15 protein-coding genes are annotated in these 15,106 nt (G+C 71.2%); 4 read left to right on the top strand and 11 right to left on the bottom strand.

Annotation, left to right across the window (positions count from 1 at the left end):
* Positions 1 to 48: 48 nt before the first annotated feature.
* Positions 49 to 735: a UbiX family flavin prenyltransferase gene (locus tag B100_RS0103255; RefSeq protein WP_078540703.1), complete on the bottom strand. Its 687-nt coding sequence runs from the start codon at positions 733 to 735 to the stop codon at positions 49 to 51.
* Between the two features lie 92 nt (positions 736 to 827).
* Here B100_RS0103255 and B100_RS0103250 point away from each other — a divergent pair, with 92 nt between their 5' ends.
* Positions 828 to 1,433, top strand: coding sequence for a rhomboid family intramembrane serine protease (locus B100_RS0103250; RefSeq protein WP_024883038.1), 606 nt, complete (start codon positions 828 to 830; stop codon positions 1,431 to 1,433).
* Positions 1,434 to 1,466: 33 nt separating this feature from the next.
* Here the strand turns inward: B100_RS0103250 and mqnP are convergent, their stop codons facing one another.
* The gene (gene mqnP, locus B100_RS0103245) at positions 1,467 to 2,372 is read right to left on the bottom strand and encodes a menaquinone biosynthesis prenyltransferase MqnP (protein ID WP_024883037.1); all 906 of its coding nucleotides are present in this window, start codon (positions 2,370 to 2,372) and stop codon (positions 1,467 to 1,469) included.
* Positions 2,369 to 3,826: a menaquinone biosynthesis decarboxylase gene (locus B100_RS0103240; protein WP_024883036.1), complete on the bottom strand. Its 1,458-nt coding sequence runs from the start codon at positions 3,824 to 3,826 to the stop codon at positions 2,369 to 2,371. The genes mqnP and B100_RS0103240 overlap by 4 nt, the downstream gene beginning before the upstream one ends.
* Positions 3,827 to 3,893: 67 nt before the next feature.
* Here B100_RS0103240 and B100_RS0103235 point away from each other — a divergent pair, with 67 nt between their 5' ends.
* Positions 3,894 to 4,226: a PLD nuclease N-terminal domain-containing protein gene (locus B100_RS0103235; RefSeq protein ID WP_024883035.1), complete on the top strand. Its 333-nt coding sequence runs from the start codon at positions 3,894 to 3,896 to the stop codon at positions 4,224 to 4,226.
* 94 nt (positions 4,227 to 4,320) lie between these two features.
* A complete protein-coding gene (locus tag B100_RS0103230; RefSeq protein ID WP_158686697.1) occupies positions 4,321 to 4,566 on the top strand; it encodes a hypothetical protein in 246 nt (81 codons plus the stop codon).
* Between the two features lie 6 nt (positions 4,567 to 4,572).
* Here the strand turns inward: B100_RS0103230 and B100_RS0103225 are convergent, their stop codons facing one another.
* Positions 4,573 to 6,402 carry a serine/threonine protein kinase gene (locus B100_RS0103225; RefSeq protein WP_024883033.1) on the bottom strand — a complete coding sequence of 610 codons (1,830 nt, stop codon included), beginning with the start codon at positions 6,400 to 6,402 and terminating at the stop codon, positions 4,573 to 4,575.
* A gap of 164 nt (positions 6,403 to 6,566) precedes the next feature.
* Between B100_RS0103225 and B100_RS0103220 the strand changes: the two genes are divergently transcribed.
* Entirely contained in the window at positions 6,567 to 7,016 is a 450-nt protein-coding gene (locus B100_RS0103220) for a nucleoside deaminase (protein ID WP_024883032.1), read from the top strand.
* Positions 7,017 to 7,082: 66 nt separating this feature from the next.
* Here the strand turns inward: B100_RS0103220 and ccsB are convergent, their stop codons facing one another.
* The 7 genes from ccsB to hemL all read right to left on the bottom strand — a co-directional run bounded on the left by ccsB (position 7,083) and on the right by hemL (position 14,957).
* The gene (gene ccsB, locus B100_RS0103215; RefSeq protein ID WP_024883031.1) at positions 7,083 to 8,192 is read right to left on the bottom strand and encodes a c-type cytochrome biogenesis protein CcsB; all 1,110 of its coding nucleotides are present in this window, start codon (positions 8,190 to 8,192) and stop codon (positions 7,083 to 7,085) included.
* A complete protein-coding gene (gene resB, locus B100_RS0103210; protein WP_024883030.1) occupies positions 8,189 to 9,967 on the bottom strand; it encodes a cytochrome c biogenesis protein ResB in 1,779 nt (592 codons plus the stop codon). Before resB ends, ccsB begins: the two co-directional genes overlap by 4 nt.
* Positions 9,968 to 9,970: 3 nt before the next feature.
* Positions 9,971 to 10,744: a cytochrome c biogenesis protein CcdA gene (locus tag B100_RS0103205; protein WP_024883029.1), complete on the bottom strand. Its 774-nt coding sequence runs from the start codon at positions 10,742 to 10,744 to the stop codon at positions 9,971 to 9,973.
* Position 10,745: 1 nt separating this feature from the next.
* On the bottom strand, positions 10,746 to 11,426 hold the full coding sequence (locus B100_RS0103200) for a TlpA disulfide reductase family protein (protein ID WP_024883028.1): 681 nt from the start codon (positions 11,424 to 11,426) through the stop codon (positions 10,746 to 10,748).
* 77 nt (positions 11,427 to 11,503) lie between these two features.
* Positions 11,504 to 12,805 (bottom strand): polysaccharide deacetylase family protein, encoded by a 1,302-nt coding sequence (locus B100_RS0103195; RefSeq protein WP_106966933.1) that lies wholly within the window; start codon positions 12,803 to 12,805, stop codon positions 11,504 to 11,506.
* Positions 12,806 to 12,936: 131 nt separating this feature from the next.
* Positions 12,937 to 13,584 (bottom strand): histidine phosphatase family protein, encoded by a 648-nt coding sequence (locus tag B100_RS0103190; protein ID WP_051489929.1) that lies wholly within the window; start codon positions 13,582 to 13,584, stop codon positions 12,937 to 12,939.
* Positions 13,585 to 13,640: 56 nt separating this feature from the next.
* On the bottom strand, positions 13,641 to 14,957 hold the full coding sequence (hemL, locus tag B100_RS0103185) for a glutamate-1-semialdehyde 2,1-aminomutase (protein ID WP_024883025.1): 1,317 nt from the start codon (positions 14,955 to 14,957) through the stop codon (positions 13,641 to 13,643).
* Positions 14,958 to 15,106 lie beyond the last annotated feature (149 nt).

Below are 15,106 nucleotides of genomic sequence, written 5' to 3'. Positions count from 1 at the left end.
TGTGGTGCCGTCGCGGCCGGCGGGCGTGCCGGGCCGCGGTCGGGTGGGTCAGTCGTCCTCGCGGGTTCCGCCGCCGAGTCCGCCCTTCCAGCGGCGGTACAGGGTGTGGGGGACGCCCGCCGCGTCGAGTACGCGTCCGGCGACGAAGTCCACCAGGTCCTGGATGTGCGTCGCGCCCGCGTAGAAGGCCGGTGAGGCGGGCAGTACGGTCGCGCCCGCGTCGTCCAGCGTCACCAGGTGCCGCAGCGTCTGGCCGTTCAGCGGGGTCTCCCGTACGGCCACGACCAGCGGGCGTCCCTCCTTGAGGGTCACGCTCGCCGCCCGCTGCAGCAGGTCCTTGGACAGCCCGAGCGCCACCCCGGCGACGCTCGCCGTGGAGGCGGGCACGATCAGCATGCCCTTGCTCGGATACGACCCCGAGGACGGTCCGGCCGCGAGGTCACCGGCGGCCCAGTACCGTACGCCGTCGAGGTCGACGGAGAAGGTGTCCGGCTTGCCGTCCGCCCCCCGGGACAGCCATTCCCGCAGGTCGGCGCGCCAATGGGCGTCCCGGAAGGCGATCTTGGTCTCGTCCAGCAGGGTGAGCCGGGAGGCCCGGCTCACGACGAGGTCGACGCTCTCCCCCGCGGCGAGCAGCCCCCGCAGCACCGCGGCGGCGTAGGGAGTGCCGGAGGCGCCCGAGACCCCTACGATCCAAGGCGTACGCCGCGTCTCTCCTGGCTTGGCTGGGTTCACGGGACCGAGCCTATCCAAAGTCGCAGGGCGGGAACCGGGCCAGGGTGCCCGGGCGTTCTCCCTCACAACGGCCCGGCGACGGGGGGTGGACGATGACGGACACGCGTCCTGCGTGGTCACGGGGCGAGCGGGTGCGGGCCGCCGCCGTGCTGATGGCCGGCTGGGTGGCGCTGCTGTGGGTGCTCGAGGTCGTCGACGTCGCGACCGGGCACGCGCTGGACGGCTACGGCATTGTGCCGCGCACCCCGTCCGAGCTGGTGGACGTGGTCCCGTCGGCGTTCATCCACTTCGGCTTCTCCCATGTGGCGGCGAACAGCGTGCCGCTGCTGGTGCTGGGCTTCCTCGCCGCGCTCGGCGGGATACGCCGGTTCCTCGCCGTGTGCGCGCTGATCGTCGTCGCGGACGGCATGGGCGTATGGCTGATATCCCCGGAGGGCACCAACACCGCGGGCGCGTCCGGCCTGATCTTCGGCCTGTTCGGCTTCCTGCTGGTCAGCGGCTTCGTCGAGCGGCGGCCGCTGGGCATCCTGGCCGGGGTGCTGGTCGGAGCGGTCTGGGGCGGCTCGATCCTCGCGGGCCTCGCCCCCACCCAGTCCGGCATCAGCTGGCAGGGCCACCTGATCGGCCTGGCGGCGGGCATCGCGGCGGCCTTCCTCCTCCGCCGCCGCCCGTCCAAGCCCCTCGAACCGGTCCTCTGATCCCCCGGCTACCCGGTCCTGCGCCCCCCTCGTTCACACCGTCAGCCCGCGCACCAGCAGGTCGAGGAGGGCACAGACGAAGAGGGCGATGCCGATGAAGCCGTTGACGCTGAAGAACGCGCGGTTGAGGCGGGTCAGGTCGTGCGGGCGGACGATGGTGTGCTCGTAGACGAAGGCGCCGGCCACGATCAGCAGGCCGAGCCAGAAGAAGGCGCCGGCGTCGGTGAGCACCGCGTACCAGGCGAACAGCGCCGTCGTCACGGTGTGGCAGGCCCGGGCGCCCCAGATCGCCGCGGGAATGCCGAAGCGGGCCGGGACGGACCTCACGCCGATCTCCCGGTCGGTGTCGACGTCCTGGCAGGCGTAGATCAGGTCGAAGCCGCCGATCCAGATGCCGACCGCGAGCCCGAGGACGACCGCCTCCCAGGACCAGGAGCCGGAGATCGCCAGCCAGCCGCCGACCGGGCCCATGGCCTGCGCGAGACCGAGGATGGCCTGCGGGAAGTTGGTGAACCGCTTGCCGTACGGATAGACCACCATCGGGATCACCGCGACGGGGGCGAGCGCGAGGCACAGCGGGTTGAGCAGGGCCGCCGCGCCCAGGAAGACGGCGAGGGCGATCAGCGCGCCGGTCCAGGCGTGCTTGACCGACATGGCGCCGGTGACCAGTTCGCGCTGCGCGGTGCGCGGGTTACGGGCGTCGATCTCGCGGTCGATGACGCGGTTGGCGGCCATCGCGAAGGTGCGCAGGCCGACCATGGCGACGGTGACCAGCAGCAGCCGGCCCCAGTGGATGTTCTCGTCCCACTCGTACATCGCCGTGAGGGCGGCGATGTAGGCGAAGGGCAGCGCGAACACCGAGTGCTCGATCATCACCAGCCGCAGGAACGCCTTGGTGCGTCCCGGCTGCTGGGGAAGCGCGGCGGAGGCCGAGGTCACAGTCCGTACTCCTTCCAGCGGCGGTCGACCTTCGACGCCGTCTCCGGGTCGGACTCCACCATCTCGGGCCAGCCCCCGTCCCGGGTGTACCCCTCCTCGGGCCACTTCCGCGTCGCGTCGATGCCCGCCTTGCCGCCCCAGAACTGCTGGTAGGAGGCGTGGTCGAGATGGTCGACGGGGCCTTCGACGACGGTGAGGTCGCGGGCGTAGTCGGTGTTGCCGAGGGCCCGCCAGGACACCTCGTGCAGGTCGTGGACGTCGCAGTCGGAGTCGACGACCACGATCAGCTTGGTCAGCGACATCATGTGCGCGCCCCAGATGGCGTGCATCACCTTCTGCGCGTGCTTCGGGTACTTCTTGTCGATCGAGACGATCGCGCAGTTGTGGAAGCCACCCGACTCGGGGAGGTGGTAGTCCACGATGTCCGGCACGATGATCTTGAGGAGGGGCAGGAAGAAGCGCTCCGTCGCCCGTCCCAGCGGTCCGTCCTCGGTCGGGGGCCGGCCGACCACGATCGACTGCAGCAGCGGACGCTTCCGCATCGTCACGCAGTCGATCGTCAGCGCGGGGAAGGGCTCCTGCGGGGTGTAGAAGCCGGTGTGGTCGCCGAACGGTCCCTCGGGCAGCATCTCCCCGGGCTCCAGCCAGCCCTCGATCACGACCTCCGCCTGCGCGGGCACCTGCAGCGGGACCGTCTTGCAGTCCACCATCTCGATCCGCCTGCCCTGGAGGAACCCGGCGAACAGGTACTCGTCGATGTCGCCGGGCAGCGGGGCGGTGGAGGCGTACGTCACGGCCGGCGGGCAGCCGAAGGCGATGGCGACCGGCAGCCGCTCACCACGCCGCGCGGCCACCTGGTAGTGGTTGCGGCTGTCCTTGTGGATCTGCCAGTGCATGCCGATGGTGCGCTTGTCGTGGCGCTGGAGGCGGTACAGCCCGAGGTTGCGGACGCCCGACTCCGGGTCCTTGGTGTGGGTGAGGCCCAGGTTGAAGAAGGAGCCGCCGTCCTTGGGCCAGGTGAAGAGCGCCGGGAGCTGCTCCAGGTCCACGTCGTCGCCGGTGAGGACGACCTCGTGCACGGGCGCGTCGGACGACTTCACCTTCTTCGGCGGTACGTGCGTCATCGCGCCGAGCTTCCCGAACGCCTCGCGCACCCCGACGAAGCCGTGCGGCAGCTCGGGCTTGAGCAGCCCGGCGATCTTCTCCCCGATCTCCGCGTACGACTTCAGGCCGAGCGCCTTCAGCAGCCGGCGGTCGGTGCCGTAGACGTTCATGGCGAGGGGCATCGAGGAGCCGCGCACGTTCTCGAAGAGCAGGGCGGGACCGCCGGCCTTGTTCACCCGGTCGACGATCTCACCGACCTCCAGATGCGGGTCGACCTCGGCCTTGATGCGCTTGAGGTCGCCCTCGCGCTCCAGCGCCCTGAGCAGGGAGCGAAGATCGTCGTAAGCCATGGGGTCCAGTATCCCCGAGCGGCTACGCTGGACTGGTACCGCCCACCTCTTTCGCTGGAGAGGCCCCATGCTTCGGGTGCTGATGTTCCTCGTGCCACTGGCCCTGAGCGTCTACGCGTTCATCGACTGCATCAGCACGAAGGACGAGGACATCCGTCACATGCCCAAGCCGCTGTGGGCGATCCTCGTGCTGCTGTTCCCGATGGTCGGGTCGATCTCCTGGCTCATCGCCGGCAAGAAGCGCCAGCCCGCCGGTGCGGGCGGTTCCGCCTGGGGCGGAAGCGGCGGCCGCCGCCAGTGGGTCGCCCCGGACGACAACCCGGACTTCCTGAAGTCCCTCGACGAGGACAAGAAGCCGGAGAAGGACCGGGACGCGGACGAGGATCCCCGGACCGACTGACGCTGCCGGGCCCCGGAAGGATCCGGGCCCGCCGATTGCCGGTTCCGGCCGCTGCACCGGGCGTCCACCCCCCGACACACTGAGCCACGACGTGGTGGACGGCGTGCAGGGGGCGGCGATGCGGCACAAGCCGATTTTCCGGTGGGTCGTGGCCGCCGGACTGCTGTTGGTCCTCCTCGGGTTCGTGGTCTGGGAGACCGGCCCGGAGTACCCGGAGCTGGAGCAGGTGGAGCTCACCGTTCTGGAGGAAAAGCCCGACGGCACCTGCGCGTCCCGGCCCGACGCCTACCAGGAGCAGCTGTGGCACATCGTGCGGACGAGGCCGGTGCTCACCCGGTGAACGGGCTCACGTCCGCGTCCAGCTCTGGGTCACCGTGCCCTCGCAGACCCGGACCATGATCATGCCGCTCGGCCTGGAGTGCTCCAGGCACCTGCCGGTCTTCTGCAGCACCACGGTGCCGCCCGAGCCGAGACGCCACTCCTGGGCGTCGTCCACGCCGCACCTGACCATGTGCATGGAGCCGTAGGCGGACAGGCAGGCGCCGGTCGAGGCGTGGACGATCCGGTACGTGCCGCCGGAGGCGCCCTGAAGGCTCCACTGAGCCGCAGCGGAGGAACAGTCGCCCGTGGAGACGTTGCCGTAGCCCTGGCCCCCGGAACCGGTGAGGCACCGTCCGCTCGATGCGTTGCGCAGGGTTCCGCCGCCTCCCGGGGCCCCGCCGCCGCCTCCCCCGTCGGAGCCGTCGGAACCGCTGGCCCCGCCGCCGTCGCCGGTGTCGGTGTCACCGCCGCCCGAGCCGGGCCGGGTGTCCGAGCCGCCGTCGCCCGTGCCGCCCCCGTCGCCGGAACCGGCGCCCGCACCCGAACCGGTGTCCCCGGAGTCGGAGTCCTTCTCCCGCCCCTTCGCGTCGTCGTCCTTCGGCTTCTTCGACGCGGACGGGCTGCCCGACGGGGACGGCTTCGCGGACCCGGCGGTCGCCGACGGTGTGACGTCGGCGGAGACGCTCACGGACGCGGAAGGCGTGGGGCCGCCCGCGGCGTTCCCGGAGTCCGTGACGTACGGCAGGAGCTGGAAGGCGAGCGTGCCGCCGGTGACGACGACCACGACCGGCACCACGACGGGCAGCATGCGCCGCCGGCGTTCCTTCCGCGCGGGCGGCTCCTCCTTCTTCTCCTTCTCCCGTTTCTCACCGGCGGGTTCCTCGGCCTCCTCCCCCGCCGCCTCCGTCGGGCCGAGGGTCGGAGGGAGGTCCTGCGGGTCGGGCGGGCGGGCGGCGAAGGCGGCGCGCTCGGCCAGCCGCTCGCCGATGACGGCGGGCCACGGGGGCGTGCCCGACGGCCCGTGCGCGGAGGCGCGTGCGGCCAGTTCGGCGGCGGTGGGCCGGCCCTCGTGGTCCTTGTCGAGGCAGGACGCGACCACGTCGGCCAGCTCGGGGTCCAGCTCCCGCAGCGGCCCCAGGTCGGGCTCCTCGTGCACGATGCGGTACAGCACGGCGTGCCCGGACTCGTCACCGAAGGGAGGCCGGCCGGAGGCGGCGTACGCGATCACGGAGCCCAGTGCGAAGACGTCGACCACGCCGCCGGACGCCCGCTTCCCCGAGGCCTGTTCGGGCGACATGTAGGCGGGGGTGCCCACCACCATGCCGGTCCGGGTCAGCTGGCTCTGGTCGGCGGCGCGGGCCACGCCGAAGTCGATGAGGGTGAGGCCGTCCTGGGTGAGCATGACGTTGGACGGCTTGAGGTCGCGGTGCACCATGTCCAGCGCGTGCACGGCGGCCAGCCCGGTGGCGGCCTCCCGCAGCAGGAGCCACAGCGACGCGGCGGGCAGGGGGCCGTGCAGGTCGACGGCCTCGCGCAGGGTGATGCCGGGCACGTACGCGGTGGCGAACCACGGCGGCCGGGCGTTCCGGTCCCCGGCGAGCAGCGGGGCGGTGGCCTCGTCGGGGAGCCGCGAGAGGTTGTCCAGCTCGTGCCCGAAGCGGCGCAGGAAGTCCTGGTCCTCGCCGGCGACCGAGGGCAGCACCTGCTTGACGGCCGCGTAGCGGCCCTCGTGGACGCCGAGGTACACCCGGCCCATGCCGCCCGCCCCGAGCCGCCCCAGCAGCGGGATCGGCCCGATCCGCCGCGGGTCCTCGTCCCGCAGCGGCTCGGCCCCGCTTCCCGTGAGGCCGGTCACGTCTTCCCCGCTCAACCCTGTCCCCGTTCCACCTGTCACCCCGAGTGCCCGTGGCCCCCCTTCGACCACTGACGGGACGCTACATCTTCACGCCCCGCAGCCCCAAGTGACGTTGTGTATACGTATGGTGAAACGCCGTCAGTCGAACGAGAGGTCCGGACACCGTGGAGAGGCAGCTCGACCGCGCCTGGCTGGCCACAGCGCTGGAAGAAGCGCGGGCCGGGCTGGCCGAGGGAGGCGTCCCGATCGGGGCCGCGTTGTACGGCGCGGACGGGACGCTGCTCGGGCGGGGGCACAACCGCCGGGTGCAGGACGGGGACCCGTCGGCGCACGCGGAGACGGCGGCCTTCCGGGCGGCGGGACGGCAGCGGTCGTACCGGGGGACGACGATGGTGACCACGCTGTCGCCCTGCTGGTACTGCTCGGGGCTGGTGCGGCAGTTCGGGATCTCGCGGGTGGTGATCGGGGAGGCCGACACCTTCCACGGCGGGCACGACTGGCTGGCGGAACACGGCGTGGAGGTCGTGCTGCTCGACGACCCGGAGTGCGTGGCGACGATGCGGGACTTCGTCGCCCGGAACCCGCAGCTGTGGGGCGAGGACATCGGGGAGTGAACGCGACGGAGGCCGCCCCGGGACTGTCGTCCGGGGCGGCCTCCGTGTGGTGCGGTGCGGGTCCGGTCAGAAACCGACCGCCTGGAGCGCGCCCAGGCCGACGTCGGCGTAGGAGTGCTTGCCGGAGACGAAGATGTTGACGCCGTAGTAGTTGAACAGCCAGCAGCCGAAGGCGAGCAGGGCCAGGTAGGCGGCCTTGCGGCCCTTCCAGCCGGCGGTGGCGCGGGCGTGCAGGTAGCCGGCGTAGGCGACCCAGGTGATGAAGGACCAGGTCTCCTTGGGGTCCCAGCCCCAGTAGCGGCCCCAGGCGTCACCGGCCCAGATGGCGCCCGCGATGATCGTGAACGTCCACAGCGGGAACACGGCGGCGTTGACGCGGTAGGCGAACTTGTCCAGGGAGGCCGAGGCGGGCAGCCGCTCCAGGAACGACGTCGCGAAGCTGCCCGGCTTGCCGCCGTTCGCCAGCTTGTTCTCGTACGAGTCCTTGAACAGGTACATGATCGTCGTGAAGGCGCCGACGTAGAAGACCGCGCCGCACAGGATCGCCGTCGAGACGTGGATGTACAGCCAGTACGAGTGGAGCGCGGGGACCAACTGGTCGCTCGCGGTGTACAGGACGGTGACGGCGAGACCGAGGTCGAGGAGGACCGACGCGGTCAGGAACAGGCCGAGCCAGCGGACGTTCTTCTTCAGCGCCAGCAGCAGGAGGTAGACGCCCACCGCGGTCGTGGAGAAGGTGATGTTGAACTCGTACATGTTGCCCCACGGCGCCCGCTCCACGGACAGCGCGCGGGTGAGCACACCGCCGACGGAGAGCAGGAAGGCGAGCACGGTGAGGGAGATGGCGACGCGTCCGTAGAGGTCGCCCTTCTCGTCGCCGCCGTGCGCCCCGGGCCCGTCGGGCACGTCACGCGAGCCGGACGCGGCGCGCACCACGACCTTCGGCCGCTCCAGCACGGCGGTGCCGCCGCCCTGCTTGACGGTGACGGCAGGGGCCGTCGCCGCCGTCGCCTTCGGGGTGAGCGCGGCCGCCGTGCGGGCGACCTTGCTGCGGCTGCCGAGGAGCCACTCGGCGATGTACGCGAAGAAAGCGAGGGTGTAGACCGCCATCGCGGAGTAGATCAGCACATTGCTGATCTCCGCGAGGTTCTCGTTGGTCGCGGCGGCGAGAGTCACTGCTGCTCAGCCCCTTCGGCAGGCACGGCTTGAGGGTCGGGGTCGGTGGACTTGGCGGGTCCGGATCCGCTGGGCGTTCCGGGGTCTTCGGAGGGTGCGGCGTCCGGCTCGGGGTCGGGCGCGCCGGGGGCCAGGTCGTAGAGGATCCCGGCGAGCTCACCGAGCTCCTCGGGCACCTTCGCGGACTCGCTGCGGCCGAGGCCCGCCATCTCGACGACGGTCACGCCGTCGTCACCGCGCACCGCGCGCACCCACACGCGGCGGCGCTGGACGAACAGCGAGGCGGCCAGTCCGCCGATCGCGGCCACGGCGCCGCCGAGCGCCCAGCCGCCGCCCGGCTCCTGGACGACCTGGAAGCCGGCCCACTCCTTGATGTCCTTCTCCAAGGTGATCGAACCGGCGCCGCCGGGGAGCGTCATGGTCTCGCCGGGGGTGAGCAGCTGCTTGAACAGCTCCCCGTCGGCGTCCTTGAACTCCTTCATCTTGGTCTTGTCCATCTGGTACACGCTCTGCGGAATGCCGGAGTCGGCCTTCAGGTCGCCGTGGTAGGCGTTGAGCGCGAGCACCGGGTAGTCCAGCGCCGGGAACTGGGAGAGCATCGTGCCGCTCGCGGACCCGCCGAAGGTGGGCACGAAGAACGCCTGGAAGCCGAGCTGCTCCTTCTCGCCCTGCGGGTTGCGGTAGCCGTCGAGGACCTTGACGACGCCGTTGGAGGTGACGTTGTTGTCGAGCGGCAGCAGCGGCACGGCGTCCCGGTAGACGACCTGGCCCTTGCCGTCGCGGACGGTCACGACGGGCGCGTAGCCGTGGCTGACGAGGTAGACCTTGGCGTCGCCGATCTCCAGCGGCTTGTTCACCTTGATCACGGCGCGCTTCTCGTCGCCGTCCGGCCCGTCGGTGTACGTCACCTCGGTCTCGTACGTGCGCGGGGTGCCCTTGTTGGGGCCGGTGCGCTCGTAGGTGCCGGTGAACTCCTTGACGTCGAAGCTGAACGGCACCAGGTCGTCGTTGGTGAAGAGGTTGCCGGACTTGAAGTCGTCGTACTGGGTGAGCGTGTTGGAGAAGCCGTCGCCCTCGACGACGATCTTGTTGCCCTCGGACTTGAACAGCTGGCCCCAGGCGAACGCGATCAGCATGACGATGAGCGCGAGATGGAACGCCAGATTGCCGACCTCGCGCAGGTAGCCCTTCTCGGCGGCGACGGCGTCCCCGACGACATGGGCGCGGAAGCGGCGCTTCTTCAGCAGCGCGAGGGCGGCCTCGCGCACCTCCCCGGCGTCGGTCCGGGTCCGCCAGGTGGTGTGCGCGGGCAGCCGTGTCAGCCGGCGGGGCGCGCCCGGCGGGCGGCCGCGCAGCTGGCCGACGAACTGCCAGGTGCGGGGCACGATGCAGCCGATGAGCGAGATGAACAGCAGGATGTAGATCGCGGAGAACCACACCGAGCTGTAGACGTGGAACAGGCCGAGCTTGTCGTAGACGGGCGCGAGGATGTCGTGCCGCTCGCGGAAGTCGGCGACGCGGGTCTCGTCGACGCCGGTCTGCGGGATGAGCGAGCCGGGGATCGCGGCCAGCGACAGCAGCAGCAGGAGCAGCAGCGCCACCCGCATGGAGGTGAGCTGCCGCCAGAACCAGCGGGCCCAGCCGATCACGCCGAGCGCGGGCAGGTTGGGCGAGGGCGCGTCCTCCACGGGTGCGGTGGACATCTGGGAGCCGGCGGCGCCCAGGTCCTGGTCGTCACCGGCCTTCGTGGTGTTGTCCGTCGTGGTGTCGCTCATGGGTCAGATCCCCACCGTGAAGCCGTTGGACCAGGTCTGCATCTCCGCCACGAGGCTGTCCCACGCGCCGGTGAGCAGCAGCACACCGGTCGCGATCATCATCGTGCCGCCGATGCGCATCACCCAGGCGTAGTGCCGCTTGACCCAGCCGAAGGCACCGAGCGCCTTGCGGAAGGCCACGGCGGCCAGCACGAAGGGCACGCCCAGCCCCAGACAGTACGCGACGGTCAGCACCGCGCCGCGTCCGGCGCTCTCCTGCTGGGCGGAGAGCGTGAGGACGGAGGCGAGGGTGGGCCCGATGCAGGGGGTCCAGCCGATGCCGAACAGGGCGCCGAGGACGGGCGCGCCGACCAGTCCGGTGGCCGGCCGCCTGTGGAAGCGGAACTCCCGCTGGGTGAGCCAGGGCATCAGGCCCATGAAGAAGACGCCCATGAGGATCATGAAGACGCCGAGGATCTTGGACAGGACGCCCGACTGCTCCTGGAGGGTCTGCCCGAAGTAGCCGAAGAAGGCGCCGCCCGAGACGAACACGACGGTGAAGCCGAGCACGAACAGGGAGGCGCCGGCGACCATCCGGCCGCGCCGGGCCTCGGCCAGGTCGGTGCCGGAGACGCCGGTGACGTAGGAGAGGTAGCCGGGGACCAGCGGCAGGACGCAGGGCGAGAAGAAGGAGACCAGCCCGCCGAGCACGGCGATGGGCAGGGCCACCAGCAGGGCGCCGTTGAGCACCGTGCCGTTGTAGCCCGTCTCCGCGGCGAGCGTGTGCAGGGCCGTCACGTCATTTCTCCGTGACGACCGGTTCGAGCATCTTCCGCAGCCGTTCCTCGTCGAGGGCGGTCAGCGAGCGGGCGGCGATCCGGCCCTCCCGGTCCAGCACCAGGGTCGAGGGAATGGCCTGCGGGTTGAGGGTGCCCTTCTCGAAGCGGAGCATCAGCTTGCCCGTCGGGTCGTACAGGCTCGGGTAGCTGATGCCGAAGTCCTTCTCGAAGGCCAGCGCGGCCGTGGTGCTGCCGTCCCGGGTGTTGATGCCGACGAACTGGACGTCCTTGCCCTCGTACTCCTTCGACACCTTCGCGAAGTACTTGGCCTCCGCGCGGCACGGGTTGCACCAGGAGCCCCAGACGTTGAGGACGACGACCTTGCCCTTGTAGTCGCCGACGTCGAGCTTCTTGCCCTCCAGGGTCTGGCCGGACAGCTCCGGCGCGGCGACCCGGTTGCCGGCGGCGACGGTGGAGATGCCGTCGGTGCCGGTGACGAAGCCCGTGTTGCCGCCCCCGCCCGAAGTGCCCCCGGAACCGCACGCGGTCAGCAGCAGTGCGGCCGCGGCGGCACCGGCGGCCAGTGTGGCGCGACGGCGGACGCGCACGGCGCGTGCGGCGCGGTTCGAGCTCTGCGCGGCTCGGTTCGAGCGCTGGAGGGCTCGGTTCGAGCGCTGGGGGGCGCGGCTGGCGGCACTCATGTGAAAAGTTTCGCATGCCCGTTCTGGGGATCTTGCGCACCCCCCTGCGCGCCCCGGTGCGGGTGGAAACCCGCATCTCAGGCGGGGTCGGCGGCTCCGGTCGCGGTGGCGCCTGCGAGGTCACGGGTGAACGCCTGCCAGCCACCTGCGGGTTCCTGGCCGACGTCCAGGGTGCGCAGTCGGTCGAGCATCGCGGGCTTCTGCACGTCCAGCCAGTCGGTGAACTGCCGGAAGGAGACGAGCCTCACGTCCTCGCCCTTCTCCTTCTCCCGCGCGATGTGCCGCAGGGCCTCCTCGACGGCGTCCATGTAGATGCCGCCGTTCCACTGCTCGAAATGGTTGCCGACAAAGAAGGGCGCCCGGTTCGTCTCATATGCCCGCTTGAAGCCTGATATGTACGCCTGTGCCGACTGCCGTCGCCAGCCCGGGTAGTTGTGGGCCGGGGCGTTGGTCGAGTTGACCGACTGGTTGGCGAGCATGTTGTAGTCCATCGAGAGGACCTCGAAAGAGTGTCCGGGGAAAGGTATCTGCTGGAGCGGAAGGTCCCAGATGCCCTTTTTCCTGGACGGCCAGGTCTGCCGCCCGCCGGGCGAGGAGGCGTCGTAGCGCCAGCCGAGCTCACGGGCGGTGGGCAGCAGCTGGTCCTGGCCCAGCAGGCAGGGCGTCCGGCCGCCGACCAGTTCCTTGTCGTAGTCGAACGGCAGGGACTCCACGTCGGTCCACCCGGAGTTGGTCCGCCACTCCTTCACGAACGACTTCGCCTGCTCGATCTCGTCACGCCACTGCTTCGGCGTCCAGTTGCCGACGCTGCCCGAGCCGCCGCAGAAGTGGCCGTTGAAGTGGGTGCCTATCTCGTGGCCCTCCAGCCAGGCGCGGCGGACGTTGCGCAGGGTGTCCTTGATGTGGGCGTCGGTGAGGTAGCCGATGTCGGAGGCGCCGCGCGGGTTGTTCGGCGGGTCGTAGAGCCGCTTCTTCGACTCGGGCAGCAGATACAGCCCCGAGAGGAAGAAGGTCATGGACGCGCCGTGCTCCTTGGCCAGGTCGAGGAAGCGCGGGAACAGCCCGTTGCCGACCTCGCCGGCGCCGTCCCAGGAGAACACGACGAACTGCGGGGGCGTCTGACCCGGCTCCAGCGGCACGGGCGCGTCCGGCTGGTGGGGCTGCCTGCCGGTGAAGGAGGTGGAGCCGTCGCCGATCGGACGGGCCGTCGCGGTGGGTTTCGGCTTCGGCGTCGTCGGGCCGTCGCCGTGGCCGGTGCGGGAACCGCCGCCGGGGGTGGATCCGTCGGAGTCGGTGTGGCCGCCGCATCCGGCCAGGGAGACGGCGGCAGCGGCCCCCGCGCCGAGCCCGAGCATTCCCCTGCGGGAGAGAGTGCGCATGGCATCCCCCTTCGTCACGTCCGTGAGTGGTCACCCAGTCAGAGGACTTGACGAAGGGGGAGGTTCCCGTCAGATGCGGAGGTTTCGCAACGAAACCCCGGCCGGGGCCGCGCACGGCGGACACACCGGCGTCACGCGCCGAAGGCCTTGCCCTGCCCCTTCACCGGCCTGGCGCCCGCCCGCAGGTGCGCGGGCACCAGGTCACGGGCCGGTTCGCTGTAACCGACGGACACGATCCGGTCGCCGCGGTAAGTGAACGTGGTCAGCGAGGCCAGGGTGCACTGGCGGCGGCGCGGGTCGTGCCACAGCCGGCGCTTCTCCACGTAGGACCGCACGATCCAGATCGGCAGCTGGTGGCTGACCAGCACCGCCTCGTGACCGCGCGCCGCGTCCTTCGCCGCGTCCAGCGCGCCCATCATGCGGACCACCTGGTCCACGTACGGCTCGCCCCAGGACGGCTTGAACGGGTTGACGACGTGCTTCCAGTTGGCCGGGCGGCGCAGCGCGCCGTCGCCGATGCCGAAGGTCTTGCCCTGGAAGACATTCTCCGCCTCGATCAGCCGCCGGTCGGTGGCGATGTCCAGGCCGTGCGCCTTGGCGATGGGTTCGGCCGTCTCCTGCGCCCGCTCCAGCGGGGACGCGCAGACGTGCACGACGTCCCGGGGGGCCAGGTGCTCGGCGACCCGGTCGGCCATGCGCCGGCCCAGCTCGGAGAGGTGGTACCCGGGCAGGCGGCCGTAGAGGACGCCGTCCGGGTTCTCGACCTCGCCGTGCCGCATCAGGTGGACGACGGTGAGGTCCTCGTTCCCGAGGGTCTCGAAGATCTTCTCGGAGCTCACGCGGTGGCCTCCGCCGCTGCTCGGGCCGCCGCCGGGAGGGCGTCGGCGATGCGCTGGACGGCCCGCTCGTCGTGGGCCGTGGACACGAACCAGGACTCGAAGGACGACGGCGGCAGGTAGACGCCGTTCGCCAGCAGCGAGTGGAAGAACGCGGTGAAGCGGAACGACTCCTGCTTCTTGGCGTCCTCGTAGGTGCGCACCGGGTTCTCCGTGAAGAACACGGAGAACATGTTGGAGGCGTTCTGCAGGGTGTGCGCCACGCCCTCCTTGCTCAGCGCCTCGGTGACGAGCGACTGGATCCGCGCGGAGACCGCGTCCACCTTCTCGTATGCGGCGTCGTCGAGCAGCCGCAACTGCGCGAGCCCGGCGGCGGTGGCGACCGGGTTCCCGGAGAGGGTGCCGGCCTGGTAGACGGGGCCGGCCGGGGCGAGGTGAGCCATCACGTCGGCGCGTCCGCCGAAGGCCGCGGCCGGGAAGCCGCCGCCCATGACCTTGCCGAAGGTCATCAGGTCGGGCCGCACGCCGTCCACGCCGTACCAGCCGGCGCGGCTGGTACGGAAGCCGGTCATCACCTCGTCGGAGATGTACAGCGCGCCGTTCTCGGCGCACGCGTCCCTGAGCCCCTGGTTGAAGCCGGGCAGCGGCGGGACGACGCCCATGTTGCCCGGGGACGCCTCGGTGATCACGCAGGCGATCTCACCGGGGTGCGCGGCGAACGCGGCGCGCACGGCGTCGAGGTCGTTGTACGGCAGCACGATCGTGTCGCCGGCCTGGGCGCCGGTCACCCCGGGGGTGTCGGGCAGCGCGAAGGTCGCCACACCGGAGCCGGCCGAGGCGAGCAGCGAGTCGACGTGGCCGTGGTAGCAGCCGGCGAACTTGACCACCTTGCTGCGCCGCGTGAAACCGCGGGCGAGCCGGATCGCCGACATGGTGGCCTCGGTGCCGCTGGACACCAGCCGCACCTCCTCCAGCGGCTCGATCCGGGCGACCATCTCCTCGGCGAGCGCGACCTCGCCCTCACCGGGGGTGCCGAAGGAGGTGCCGCGCGCGACGGCCTCCTGCACGGCGGCGATCACCTCGGGGTGCGCGTGCCCGAGGATCATCGGCCCCCAGGAGCACACGAGGTCGACGTACTCCCGCCCGTCGGCGTCGGTCAGATACGGCCCGCTGCCGGAGACCATGAACCGGGGCGTGCCGCCGACGGCGCGGAAGGCACGCACCGGTGAGTTCACACCACCGGGAGTGACGGCCGCGGCACGATCGAACAGCGCCTGCGAGGCTGGGGCTTCGTACGAATATGGCAGTTCGCTCATGACCTGCGACTTCTCCGACCTTTTCCGACGTCCCGGGTATCTCGCCGGGCTGCGGCTGCTGTGACTCGTTTCAGGGTAGGCCAGGGGCGCTCCACGGCCTCCCCGCCCCGATCAGGGCGGTGATCGGGGTCCCGGATCCGCTGTGATCT

The sequence above is a fragment of the Streptomyces sp. CNH189 genome (assembly GCF_000527195.1).
The sequence above is the reverse complement of the archived record's forward strand: the minus strand, read 5'-3'. Positions and strand labels throughout refer to the sequence as shown.